The organism is Snodgrassella sp. B3837, assembly GCF_026535955.1.
GTDB classification, from domain to species: domain Bacteria; phylum Pseudomonadota; class Gammaproteobacteria; order Burkholderiales; family Neisseriaceae; genus Snodgrassella; species Snodgrassella alvi_E.
In genome coordinates, this window is record NZ_JAFNPI010000006.1 from 456,270 (window position 1) to 469,456 (window position 13,187).

At 42.1% G+C, this 13,187-nt stretch carries 10 protein-coding genes; all 10 read left to right on the forward strand.

Annotated elements, in window-relative coordinates:
- Positions 1-451 precede the first annotated feature (451 nt).
- A complete protein-coding gene (locus J3U67_RS03050) occupies positions 452-1,924 on the forward strand; it encodes an MFS transporter (RefSeq protein WP_267403694.1) in 1,473 nt (490 codons plus the stop codon).
- Between the two features lie 67 nt (positions 1,925-1,991).
- Complete coding sequence (locus tag J3U67_RS03055) at positions 1,992-3,122, forward strand: P1 family peptidase (RefSeq protein WP_100139928.1); 1,131 nt, start codon at positions 1,992-1,994, stop codon at positions 3,120-3,122.
- A gap of 404 nt (positions 3,123-3,526) precedes the next feature.
- A complete protein-coding gene (gene glnA, locus J3U67_RS03060) occupies positions 3,527-4,945 on the forward strand; it encodes a type I glutamate--ammonia ligase (RefSeq protein ID WP_100139927.1) in 1,419 nt (472 codons plus the stop codon).
- Positions 4,946-5,296: 351 nt separating this feature from the next.
- Entirely contained in the window at positions 5,297-6,796 is a 1,500-nt protein-coding gene (gene ppx / locus J3U67_RS03065; protein WP_267390066.1) for an exopolyphosphatase, read from the forward strand.
- Positions 6,797-6,819: 23 nt separating this feature from the next.
- The gene (gene corA / locus J3U67_RS03070) at positions 6,820-7,896 is read left to right on the forward strand and encodes a magnesium/cobalt transporter CorA (RefSeq protein ID WP_267403696.1); all 1,077 of its coding nucleotides are present in this window, start codon (positions 6,820-6,822) and stop codon (positions 7,894-7,896) included.
- Positions 7,897-7,979: 83 nt separating this feature from the next.
- Positions 7,980-8,477 carry an acyl-CoA thioesterase gene (locus J3U67_RS03075; RefSeq protein WP_100139923.1) on the forward strand — a complete coding sequence of 166 codons (498 nt, stop codon included), beginning with the start codon at positions 7,980-7,982 and terminating at the stop codon, positions 8,475-8,477.
- Positions 8,478-8,499: 22 nt separating this feature from the next.
- Positions 8,500-9,108 (forward strand): riboflavin synthase subunit alpha, encoded by a 609-nt coding sequence (locus J3U67_RS03080; RefSeq protein WP_267390062.1) that lies wholly within the window; start codon positions 8,500-8,502, stop codon positions 9,106-9,108.
- A 230-nt stretch (positions 9,109-9,338) separates the two neighbouring features.
- The gene (locus tag J3U67_RS03085) at positions 9,339-9,698 is read left to right on the forward strand and encodes a DUF805 domain-containing protein (protein WP_267403699.1); all 360 of its coding nucleotides are present in this window, start codon (positions 9,339-9,341) and stop codon (positions 9,696-9,698) included.
- 1,323 nt (positions 9,699-11,021) lie between these two features.
- A complete protein-coding gene (gene ribBA / locus J3U67_RS03090) occupies positions 11,022-12,110 on the forward strand; it encodes a bifunctional 3,4-dihydroxy-2-butanone-4-phosphate synthase/GTP cyclohydrolase II (protein WP_370387912.1) in 1,089 nt (362 codons plus the stop codon).
- Between the two features lie 150 nt (positions 12,111-12,260).
- Entirely contained in the window at positions 12,261-13,157 is an 897-nt protein-coding gene (locus J3U67_RS03095) for a DMT family transporter (protein ID WP_267403701.1), read from the forward strand.
- Positions 13,158-13,187 lie beyond the last annotated feature (30 nt).

Here is a 13,187-nt window from a genome sequence, read left to right on the forward strand (position 1 = left end):
ATTAGCTGTTGCTATTATCCAGCCTCTACCACTCTATGGCAAAAATGCATGAAAAAACGTGTGAGCACAATAAAAAATTAAATAATTAATGACGGTATAACTCTGATCCAGCCTCATTCGATTTAAAGCTGCCAACTTTTGCTTTTGGGCAAATAAGCTGATTTCCAACATACAATCAGACCTGTATTTAAGCAACATACGTAAAAATTTATTTTTAATTAACCTAAACTTACTATATTATCTACTTAAGACTTAATCGTTTTATATTCGTTTTATCTAACTATACTAAATATAGCCTGATTACATCCAGGTAAACACATAACTACTTATCAATGTTCTGAACCAGCATTCAGTTTGTCTAAAACTGATGAAACAGCCGGCATTCAGATTCCTTTTATATCTGCACCTAAACGTACAAAGCCATTGATACAGTAATTATCCGGGATGACTCATGCATAAACATCACACTTTCACACCCCACCTAACAAACAAACTGCCCCTTCACGTTAAGCTAGGCTATGCTATCGGACAAATGGCCGATTCAGTTGCCTACAATTTTTTTTATGTTTTTTATCTGTTTTTCCTTACCAACGTGGCTAACATCCCACCTGCGCAGGCCGGAACCATCGTACTGATAGCTGTTGTATGGGATGCGGTGGCAGATCCACTGGTCGGGCAATTTTCCGACAATATCAGCCTGCACTGGGGTAGAAGGCGGCCGCTAATGCTGGCGGCCATTCTTCCCTACAGCCTGCTACTGTTGCTGCTCTATACCGATATTCCAGCTCTTAGCATCAATCAGAAAACGATATATTTCACAATCATTGCCATTCTGTTCTGGTCTACCTACAAAATTTATGTAATTCCCTTTTATACACTTGGTGCAGAAATGACAAACGATTTTGATGAACGTACGTCGGTACGTGTCTGGGCAGGATATGCTCTGAATATAGCGGTGTTGATTTCTTCTTCAGCACCGCCCTTAATCGTTAAATGGATTGTTGATGCTGGCTACAGCGTAAGCAGTGGCTGGCATGGCGTCAGCTTGATATTTGCTGTTGTTACACTAGGAAGTGGCCTTACGTGCTGGTATCTTACCCGCGGTTACGAATTACCAGCCCAGAAAAAAACATCTTCAGCACTCAATCCAATTCATTTACTGGCTTTTTTCAAAGCAGTTATTTGCAACATGAAAGAAATAGGACGGCTGTCATCAAGTAAATTTCTTGGTGCTTCGGTGTTTTTCTGGTCGGCAGCCTATGCCCTCAGTACCGGCGCACTTTATTATCTGTTCCTAAATAATCTGGCGTACAGTGAAAAGGAAGCCGCCATTGCTTTCCTAATATTCAGCCTATTCGCTCTGGCGTGGCTGCCGGTGGTGAATTACACCGCACAGAAATTTGACAAAAAAAATGTCTATTATCTATCCATGCTGATCAGTTCTATCGGTACTGGAATTTTTTTCTTTAGTGGTTTTCCCAACCCTAGCATGCTACTGCTATATTTAATTCTGCTTCAGCTTGGAAACAGTTATTTTTGGACTATTTACTATGCCATGATGTACGACATCTGTGAGCTGGATGATTTTATCAACAGCAAACGACGGGAAGGCGCAATTACTTCCCTGATGTCATTTTTACAAAAATTTGGTAGTGCACTAGCCATCTGGTTTATCGGATTGTATCTTGCTCAGCACGGCTACATTTCGTCCAGCGGGCAACAACAAATTATTCAACCACCTCAAGCACAGTACGCAATTCTAGAACTAAACACATGGATTCATGCACTCGCCGGTATAGTGGCTGCGTTTTTCGCCATAGGCTATCCTCTCACCCGCAGCCGCTATCAGGCATTACTCAGTGCACTAAATGCAAAAAAAGCGTGCAAGCCCCATAATTCCAGCGATTTCAAACAATTACTTTAAATTTTTTTTAAAAAAGTGTATCCTTTTCTCTCCTATAACAAAAAATGAAACTACAAGGAGATGAAATATGTCTAAAAAACGTGCCCGAGAATTAGGTATTCCATTAACAGGTATCACTGGTAAATACAATGCCATTACCGATGTTACAGGTGTAGAAGTCGGCTACAGTACCGTCGTATACGGTACACCAGATGATTACACCGGACCCGGTTCACCTTTTGCCCGGACTGGCGTTACCGCCATTTTGCCCAGAGGTCGGCAGCGAAGTGCCGTTTTTGCTGGTCGGCATGATTTAAATGGTAACGGAGAACTAACCGGTACACATTGGGTGGACGATTCCGGCCTACTACACGGTCCGGTACTGATCACCAATACCAACAGCGTGGGTATTGTGCGCGACACCACCAGCAAATGGATGATTGACAACCATTTTTACTATCCCTATGTTAACAATGGCCAGCCAGTAGACGGAGTTGGTTATTTTTATCCGGTAGTGGGAGAAACTTGGGATGGATTGCTCAACGATATCAACGGATTTCATATCAAACCGAAACACGCTTTAGAAGCCTTGCATAATGCTCATCCAGGGGCGATTGCCGAAGGTAATGTTGGCGGCGGAACTGGTATGATTTGTCATGATTTCAAAGGTGGCACCGGTACTGCATCACGACTGGTCAGCACTGAAGCAGGGAATTTCACGCTGGGGGTACTGGTACAGGCCAACCATGGCATGCGAGACACTTTTCAAATATGCGGAATTCCTCTCAAAGATGAATTCGGTCCAGAGACGATGCCGATTATCAATACCTTTGCCCCTAAACCGGGTACAGGTTCAATTATTGTTATTATCGCCACCGATGCACCCTTACTACCGTGGCAGTTAAGTAAACTGGCTAAGCGTGTACCGATTGGTATTGGCTTACTTGGCGCCTATGGCGATAATGGTTCTGGTGACATTTTTCTGGCGTTTTCTACAGCCAATGAAGATGCATATGGAATTGGGATTAGCAAAATTGATTTCCTTAGTGATGAAATCATCGATCCGTTGTATGTCGCTACCGTAGAAGCTGTACAAGAAGCGGTGCTGAATGCCTTGTGTGCAGCAGAAACTATGGAAGGGCGCGACCATAATCTGGTACAGGCTCTTCCGCAAAACCAACTTGTAGCCATATTAAAAAAATACGGTAAAATTAAATAATTACCTGCTAGTATTACACTACAGCCCGCTAGTAAAGTTAGCGGGCTATTTTGATTTAGCATTTTTTTCTCATCTATCTAAACTAGACTCTCAGAATTGGGTTTTGCCAACCATCTTCAAACACAAAGTTGTTCTACTTAAGCAAGATTAGATATTAAATAAAGCAAAGCAATTTGCGACAATCACCCTACTTTCTAGACCACCTTAAACTAATAGTTCAGTATTTCAGATATAAAGAAGAATAAATATTTATAACAACATGTTTTTAAATAAATTAATTTAACAACCACAGTAAAGTCTTCTTTTTTTACATCAGTGCATTTTTTTTACAAAACAATTGTGGCAGAATCAAGATAACTTACAAGAGAGTGCACCACTCTCCATACCTTAATGGGAGTCCTAAAATGTCAATAAAAGAAGTAGTCAGCCTGATAGAAGCAAACGATGCTAAATTTATCGATTTGCGCTTTACCGATACCAAAGGCAAACAACAGCATGTATCTGTCCCTGCCCGAATTGTGCTGGAAGATCCAGAAGAATGGTTTGAAAACGGGCAGGCCTTTGATGGTTCATCCATCGCCGGTTGGAAAGGTATTCAAGCTTCTGACATGACCCTGAAACCGGATGCCTCCACTGCATTCATCGACCCTTTTTATGATGATACAACCGTAGTTTTAACCTGTGACGTTATCGACCCAGCAAATGGTCAGGGCTACGATCGCGACCCGCGTTCCATTGCCAAACGTGCCGAAGCTTATCTGAAATCAACAGGCATTGGTGATACCGCTTTCTTCGGACCAGAACCTGAATTTTTTGTATTTGACGGCGTAGAATGGCAAACCGACATGAGCGGCACCCGTTACAAAATTCATTCTGAAGAAGCTGCATGGTCCAGTGGCGAATCTTACGACGGCCAAAATACCGGCCACCGTCCGGGTGTAAAAGGCGGCTATTTTCCAGTTGCACCTGTAGATTCAGGACAGGATCTGCGTTCAGCCTGCACCCAGACATTAGAAGCCATCGGTATTCCGGTTGAAGTTCATCATCACGAAGTGGCTACTGCTGGCCAGATGGAAATCGGTACTCGTTTTAACACACTGGTTCGTCGCGCAGACTGGACTCAGGACATGAAATACGTGATTCAGAACGTAGCTCATAATTTTGGTAAAACTGCCACCTTTATGCCAAAACCAATTCTGGGTGATAATGGTTCAGGTATGCACGTACATCAGTCCATTTGGAAAGACGGCCAGAATCTGTTCTCCGGAGACGGCTATGCCGGTCTGTCTGATCTGGCTCTGTATTACATCGGCGGCATCATCAAACATGCCAAAGCACTGAACGCACTTACCAATCCGTCCACCAACTCTTACAAACGGTTGGTTCCGCATTTCGAAGCACCTACCAAACTGGCTTACTCTGCCAAAAACCGCTCAGCTTCTATCCGCATCCCTTATGTAGCCAGTGCCAAAGCGCGCCGTATCGAAGCACGCTTTCCAGACCCTACCGCCAATCCGTATTTAGCGTTTACCGCCTTGCTGATGGCAGGTCTGGACGGTATTCAAAACAAAATTCATCCGGGCGATCCGTCTGATAAAAATCTGTACGACCTGCCGCCAGAAGAAGATGCTTTGGTTCCAACCGTCTGCGCCTCTCTGGAGGAAGCATTGGAAGCATTAAAAGCAGACCACGAATTCCTCACTCGTGGTGGTGTATTCAGTCAGGACTGGATTGACAGCTACATCGATTTCAAGAGCGAAGATGTCAAACGCATTCGTATGGCTCCTCACCCACTTGAATTCGAACTGTATTACAGCCTATAAGAGCCCAGCTTTAAACTAATTACTCAGACCGTTCACACTCAGGATCATATTGCTCTCGGCACATTTATCCTGAATGTGTAGCGGTCTTATTTTCAATATAGCTGCATCTAGTATAAACAAAAGCAGCTTAAAGCCAGCCAACATATTCAGCTTAGAACCAAGCAAATTTTCTGCAGCCAATTTCGCAGCACTGGACTTTTTTCAAATATTCTCATTCATCACACATCTTCATAACAAAAAATCAGAAGTGTATCTTTTTTTGCGATAAGCATATCACCACACAGCCATTCATAGCAGTTATCACAACGATAAGGTAACATTACGTCTGTCTAAAGTTAAAACATCTTCATTATGACCGCGCAAGATATGCTCGCCACCGTAGACCTTGGTTCAAACAGCTTTCGTCTGCAAATTTGTCATAACCAGAATGGCCATTTACAGGTAGTCGATTCCATCAAGGAAATGGTGCGTCTAGCTGCAGGTCTTGATGAACAGAAAAATCTTGATCAGTCTTCGCAACAACGCGCCCTCGACTGTCTGGCCAGATTCGGTGAACGGCTGCGGGGTTTTAGTCCCGATCAGGTACGTGCTGTCGCTACCAATACTTTCCGAGTAGCCAAAAACATCAGCCAGTTTATGCCTCTTGCCGAAGCCAAACTGGGTTTTCCCATCGACATCATTGCCGGACGCGAGGAAGCACGCCTGATTTACACTGGTGTGGTTCACACCCTGCCACCTAAAGGCGAAAACATGCTGGTTATCGATATTGGTGGCGGTTCAACTGAATTTGTCATCGGGCATGAATTACAGCCTGCCATCACCGAAAGCCTTAGCCTCGGCTGTGTTTCCTACAGTATGCGCTTTTTTCCACGTGGCAAAATAAATAACAAAAATTTTCAGGCCGCCGTCAATAGCGCACGTGCCGAAATACAGCGCATCTCTGTAGCACTCAAAAATATTGGCTGGGGCTATGCTATTGGAACATCGGGTTCAGCCCGCTCCATTCGCGATGTTATCGCCGCTGGAGATGAATCTATTGATGCCATTACTGCAGCGCAGATGCAGAAAATTGCCAGCCGTATCATCGCAGCCGGCAGTACCAAAAAAGCCAGACTAGAAGGATTAAAACCTGATCGCCTGGAAGTTTTTGCCGGCGGGTTGGCCGTAATGACAGCAGCTTTTGCCGAGCTCAACATCCGCGAAATGACCATTACTGATGCAGCTCTACGCGATGGCGTATTCTACGACATGATTGGTCGCCAGCTGGGCGATGATATGCGCAACCAAACCATTGCTGACTTCCAGAAACGTTACCATGTAGATACTGTTCAGGCACAGAGAGTTGCCACTTTGGCGCAAATGATATTTAGCCACCTCACCGCCTCCATCAGCTCAGATCATCCTGAGCAATGGCAGCAGTACGTACGCTGGGCAGCATTACTTCATGAAATCGGACTGGATATTTCACACACAGGCTTTCATAAGCACGCTGCCTACATACTGGATCAGGCAGATATGCCCGGCTTTTCGCGCAAAGAACAACATATATTGGCCACACTCGTATTAGGACAACGTGGCGATTTGCGTAAAATAGCCGAGTTTAGCCAGCAGGAAATGCTGTGGCTTGGTATCTTGTCACTGAGGCTAGCGGTACTATTTTGCCGTGCAAGACAGGATATACAGATACCTGTAAATCACTGTGACATCCACTATCACAAAAACAGCCATCAGCTACTCATCAGTCTTGACAAAGAATGGTTGCAACATAATCCGCTGACCGCCAGTGCCTTATTGCAGGAATCTGCTCTATGGCAGAAAATAGGTCTGCAGCTTGAAATCAAGGCTATCTGAAACCTGTTCAGTGAGTTTGTCCCATGAGTACACCGCAACATGTTTCCAGTAATAAACTGGTTCAGACCCACAACCTACCCAGTCTGGTTCACCGTAGCAACGTGAGCAACATGCCGGCACAATCCATGACCATCATTCAGATTAATGCCAGCCAGTTTCTCAACCACACCTACACCGAAGCTGATATCCGCACAGAAAACATACCGGCTCTCAGCAAAGACAGCCTGACCTGGATTCATCTTGTCGGTATAACAGATAACGACCAATTACATGAGTTATTACAGCCTTTCAACATCCACGAACTGGCGATGGAAGATATACTCAGCCGTAAACAACGCCCAAAAATTGAAGACTACGGTCACTATCTATTCGTTGCTGCACGTATTTTTGTCTATAAAAAGCAGAAACTTCAGTACAACCAAATTTATCTCATCATTGGCCAAAACTACATCATCACCTTTCAGTTCGAACCATTAGGGTTACTACACATTATTCGCAAGTACATCCAGCATAATTACAGTAGCATTTACAGCAAAGGCATTGATTTTTTGGCTTATTCATTACTGGACCGTATAGTAGACGATTATTTTGTAACTGTAGATGAATTTGATAACCGCGTAGAAGGACTAGACAAACGCCTATTTAGCAACAGCAACAAAAACCTATTAATGTCCATCCATCAGCTCAAACGCGATGCCATCAGCCTACGCCGTACCCTTTCACCCATACGCGATATCATCGGCCGCATTGTACATAATGAATTTTCTTTATTCAGCCAAGATATACACGTCTATTTACTTGACGTCTACGACCATACGCAGCAACTGATGGAAACACTCGACAGCGCACGCGACACTGTAACAGGCATGATGGATGTACACCTATCCTATCAGTCCAACCACCTCAACGAACAAATGCGCATGCTCACTGTAATTACCATCATTGTCATGCCTCTGAATGTCCTCACCGGCATATATGGGATGAATTTTGATAACATCCCCGAGCTGCACTGGCACTATGGGTACTATATCGTCCTTGGCCTGATGGCAACCATCATCGTTAGCCTGTTAATTTATTTTTACCGGCGCCACTGGTTATAACCTTTACCAGCTTTTATAATTACACACAGTCTTCAAAGAAAGACAATTATTCACATATAAACACACATATCAAAGGTAAAACCATGGTTCCTACACCCTTACCACCGCAAGGTGCACAGCATCAGCTATCCATGTCCGTACTTATGACACCGGCATTGGCAAATTTTCATGGTAACGTTCATGGCGGCGATTTACTCAAATTGCTAGATCAGGTAGCCTATGCCTGTGCCAGCCGCTATTCTGGCGAATACGTCGTGACCCTGTCCGTGGATCAGGTAATTTTTAAAGAGCCCATCCATGTAGGTGAGTTGGTGACCTTTTATGCTTCCGTCAATCATGTAGGCCGTACTTCGATGGAAGTAGGCATACGGGTAGAAGCACAAGATATCCAACACCGTAGTGCCCGCCATACTAATAGCTGTTATTTCAGCATGGTTGCCGTCGATAAAAACGGTAAACCTACTAAAGTACCACCATTATGTATCGGCACTGAAGAACAGGCGCGCCGTTTTCAGGAAGGTGCCATCCGTAAGGAAGCACGCTTGAAAGCAGCTAAAGCCAAACACAAACCAACCGTTTAAATATCTTAGAAAGTTAGCATCAATGTTTACAGGCATCGTACAAGGATTAGGTATCGTCACCGCCATCAGCGAAAAGCAGCAATTGCGCACTATACAAGTACGCCTGCCTCAAGGCGACAGCGATAATCTCTCTATCGGTGCCTCCGTAGCCAACAATGGCTGCTGCCTCACCATCACGGCTATTAAAGGTGATGAAGTCTCTTTCGATATAATGGCAGAAAGCTTGGCCAGAACCAATCTCGGCCAACTAAATATCGGTGATGCCGTAAACATTGAACGCGCCGCCCGTTATGGTGATGAAATTGGTGGCCATATCATGAGCGGACATATTTTTACTACTACAAGCATAACCCGCATTGACGATACCCCGCCAAATCGGACTGTCTGGTTCAAACTACCAGCTAAGGCCGCTCCCTATATTCTCACCAAAGGCTTTATTGGTTTAAATGGATGCAGCCTCACAATCGGTGAGGTAACCACAGAAGAATTCAATGTCCACCTGATACCTGAAACCATGAACAGGACACTTTTTGGAAGATGTCAGGTAAACGATTGCATCAATCTAGAGATAGATGCTCAGACACAGGCAATTGTAGATACAGTGCAAAAATATATGCAATTGCATGCATAAACAAAAAATTCATTGCTACACCAAATTTTTAAACCCTGTTTTAAAGCATTCTTATCAGCCATTACTATTTAATAAAAAAGGCAGACGGAAAACCTGAACATTAGAAAAGAACAACAATCCAAACCATTAAATGATAATATATGTAAATAATTACTATATATTATTAAGTATATTTAAAATAATAAAGCTATTGCAATTTTTAATTATTTTACACTAGGATACTTATTGTTATGGAATGGTTTATCAGCTGTATGACCACAAATTATTTTAATTTCCAAGGTCGAGCCCGTCGTAAAGAATACTGGTTTTTTACCTTAATAATATTCTTGATTGGCGTTTTAATAGGCATAATCGCATCTGTTCTCGGATTAGAAGAATCAACCATTAAAATGATTCAATTAATTTGGGGTTTAGTATTATTTATGCCAGCCTTAGGGGTACAAGTGCGTCGATTACACGATATCAGTCGTTCTGGCTGGTGGATTTTATTAAACTTAATTCCTATAATCGGCCCACTAGTAATATTTATCTTCAACCTATTGGACTCCACACCGGGTGATAATGAATACGGTCCAAGTCCTAAATATTAATACACTCAACCACCTCAGCAATAATGTTCATGAGGTGGTTAAAAATACTTTATAAGAATTTTATTAATATCCAAGCTAATATATTTTATAACTATTCTAGTGAATTAAAAGAAAGATAATCTTAACTTAGTTTTCAGTTTAATCGCTTTATCAGATATAGTTTTATGAGAGCGTAAGCATTCAGTGAAAAAAAATATGCGCGAAGAATAGTTATAAATTTATGATGATTTATCATATCTTTCCTATTTGATACAGTGTATATATTAATGTTTTAAACAAATCAATGTCAGTTATACCAATGCATGATTAAAAACTTAATACAAAAAATTTCTAAAATCAAAATTTATTCTTAGTCAAAATATAATTTTAATCAAATTTCAAATATATTTAATTTTTCTTTTTAAAAAAAAGCATTCGAGAAATAGATGAATTGTCTAACCAATCAAACTAAATTTAAGCTTGAATAACAAATCATATAAATTAATTTAAATTATATTGGTATAATATTATTTAAATATAAAAAAACAGTACAAGATACACTGCTTGCGAGAAAAAATCATTCAACATAATGCTTTATCGGAATTAAATTAAATACTAAAAAGCGAGACAAATATAACAATAGAATATAATAAAAAGGTTTTCTTATCTTATTTAGCAGGTTTTTTTATGAAGTTTATCAGCGCTTGGCCTATTGATTTAAGTTTGTTTGAGTTGAACAATTGCATGATAATTGCAAAATTGATGATGGAAATACTTACCATCCCCAAACCAAATTACATGAATAATATATTAGCATTATCAATTTTTGTGCCGTATCAATACTAATACACATAATAACCGTCTGGATTTTTGAAATAAAATCCAATAATCTCTATAAAGTAATAATTGTAATCGGTTGTATTTGCGGTATACCCAACATTCTATTATCTTTGAATATTATTTTATTGGTAGTGGTTTTCAAATTTTGCCCGCAGCTTGTTTGGCGGTCTATCTAACCTGATGGTATTTCAAAGGGGATACATATTATCCAATAGACCAAACATCCCAAACATTCCTGAATAAAAACCTGAAGAACGACCTAACAATAAAATATTTATAAACACTGCAATAAAATATCGTAAACCAAAGAAGAAACAAAATTTTGTATTTTTTGTATTAACTGATATTTCAATAGTCTGCATATTCCAGCAAACAACAAAGCAGCAAGAGCTTATTGCAGCCTATCTACACAAGTCATCGCGAGTAGTGCAGATTAAAGCATCCGGTATCACCCAATCAGGAGTAAAATACACATTATTTTGCCAAGGGAGCGTTGAAAACATCATGAGCATTGCCACCATTCCAGAAATTATTGCCGACATTAAAGCAGGCAAAATGGTTATTCTTACTGATGCAGAAGACCGTGAAAACGAAGGCGATTTAATTATGGCGGCACAATTTGTTACGCCGGAAGCCATCAATTTTATGATTAAGTACGCCCGCGGACTCGTTTGCCTACCTTTAGAAGAAGAAATTGTAGACCGTCTACGCCTGCCCCTGATGACTCAGAACAATGGTGCCCAGTATGGCACCAATTTCACCGTTTCCATTGAAGCAGCTCATGGTATCACTACCGGTATTTCTGCCGCAGACCGGGCACATACTGTACAGGCAGCTGTTTCACCAGCCGCAAAGGCAGAAGATATTGTACAACCAGGCCATATTTTCCCACTGCGTGCACAAAAAGGTGGTGTGTTGGTACGTACCGGCCATACTGAAGCCAGCGTTGATCTAGCCAAACTGGCTGGTCTGATTCCAGCAGCCGTTATCTGTGAAATCATCAATGATGACGGCACCATGGCAAGAATGCCAGAACTAAAGATTTTTGCCGAAAAACACAACATTAAAATCGGGACGATCGCTGATCTGATAGAGTACCGCAGCCGCCATGAAAGTTTGATAGAAGAATTGGGTGTCAACACCATTCATACCACATGGGGTGATTTCACTCAGCATGTGTATGTAGATCAGCTATCAGGAGAAACTCATCTAGCATTGGTAAAAGGCAATCCAGAAACAGCAGATGAAGTATTGGTTCGGGTACACGAACCATTCAGCGCCATGGATTTTTTACAACCAAATCAGCTACACACATGGCCCCTACCGGAAGCCATGGCTCGCATTCAGCAAGCAGATGCCGGCGTAATTATTCTTATGCATCGAACCGAAACCGGTGCTACCCTGCTCGACCGTACTTTACCAAAAGGCACTCATCAGGCCAGACAATGGGACAGCAAAACTTATGGCATAGGCGCACAAATACTGGCCGGACTTAAAGTAAAACGTATGCGAGTAATGGGTAAGCCATCAGCCTTTACCGGTTTGAATGGTTTTGGTCTTGAAGTATCCGGATTTGAAGAACCAACTAAATAATATTTCTTTACGAAACAAGTATATATTTTAGTAGCCTATTTGAAATACAATACGCACCCTCAGGCTGTCCGAATTATCTGATGTCATCATCTGCTGCCATCAGATAATTCGGACAGCCTATTGTAATGTGGCTTTCAAGGATAGAATTTCATGCAACTCACCCCACAAAAATGGGCTGCTTCCGGTTTAACTGTTGGCTGCGTGGTTTTCGGGCTCGGCAGTCTGATTGTCAAATTTGTTTCAATTGGTTCCTATGCCGTAGCCCTGTGGCGCGTATTCATAGGTGGCATCGTTTTTTTGCTGCTCAGCCGACATTTTGGACAAAAATTACCAACCAGCGGTACGGCTAAACGGTTTTGTATTCTGTCCGGCGTATTTTTAGGTTTCGATCTGGCTTTCTGGCATGAAAGTATTCACGCTGTTGGGCCTGGGATTTCTACTTTGCTCAACAGCATGCAGATTTTTTTTCTAGCTGCCATCGCATGGTTTTTCTTCGGTGAACGACAGAGTAAACTACAATTATTCAGCATGCTGTTGTCTGTCATCGGCATTATACTCATTGCCCATCCTGAATTGCATCACAACAGCCATGGCGGATACGGCATATTTATCGGCCTGATTTCAGGAGGTGCCATGGCTGCCTCTATGGCCTGTATCCGGCAGGCACATCAGGCAGAACCAGTTTCATTATTTCCACTCATGCTGCTGGTAAGCGTAGGGGCAGTAGCTGCATTAATTGTACCCAGCATTCTGATAGACACTCATCGTTTTTGGCCATCAAGCATGAAAGATGTGCTGCTGATAATGATTTATGGCGTAGTCATGCAATGTTTTGCATGGGGATTGATTGCCTATGCCGTACCCCTCCTATCATTAACCTTAACCGGACTTTTATTACTGAGCGAACCAGTGGCTGCCATACTAATAGACTTTTTTATCCTGAATAAACCCATAAACGCACTCCAATGGACAGGAACAGCTTTAACTCTTCTAGCCATCTATCTGGGTTCACTCAAACCCAGACACAATCCGAAAAAAACCGCATAGGCATTCCACCCCATCAGCAAATTCGGTAAA

What these genes read in the sequence shown, in the direction of transcription:
- J3U67_RS03050 (WP_267403694.1), top strand. Translation starts at nt 452, where the DNA reads ATGCATAAACATCACACTTTCACACCCCACCTAACAAACAAACTGCCC.
- J3U67_RS03055 (WP_100139928.1), top strand. Translation starts at nt 1,992, where the DNA reads ATGTCTAAAAAACGTGCCCGAGAATTAGGTATTCCATTAACAGGTATC.
- glnA (WP_100139927.1), top strand. Translation starts at nt 3,527, where the DNA reads ATGTCAATAAAAGAAGTAGTCAGCCTGATAGAAGCAAACGATGCTAAA.
- ppx (WP_267390066.1), top strand. Translation starts at nt 5,297, where the DNA reads ATGACCGCGCAAGATATGCTCGCCACCGTAGACCTTGGTTCAAACAGC.
- corA (WP_267403696.1), top strand. Translation starts at nt 6,820, where the DNA reads ATGAGTACACCGCAACATGTTTCCAGTAATAAACTGGTTCAGACCCAC.
- J3U67_RS03075 (WP_100139923.1), top strand. Translation starts at nt 7,980, where the DNA reads ATGGTTCCTACACCCTTACCACCGCAAGGTGCACAGCATCAGCTATCC.
- J3U67_RS03080 (WP_267390062.1), top strand. Translation starts at nt 8,500, where the DNA reads ATGTTTACAGGCATCGTACAAGGATTAGGTATCGTCACCGCCATCAGC.
- J3U67_RS03085 (WP_267403699.1), top strand. Translation starts at nt 9,339, where the DNA reads ATGGAATGGTTTATCAGCTGTATGACCACAAATTATTTTAATTTCCAA.
- ribBA (WP_370387912.1), top strand. Translation starts at nt 11,022, where the DNA reads ATGAGCATTGCCACCATTCCAGAAATTATTGCCGACATTAAAGCAGGC.
- J3U67_RS03095 (WP_267403701.1), top strand. Translation starts at nt 12,261, where the DNA reads ATGCAACTCACCCCACAAAAATGGGCTGCTTCCGGTTTAACTGTTGGC.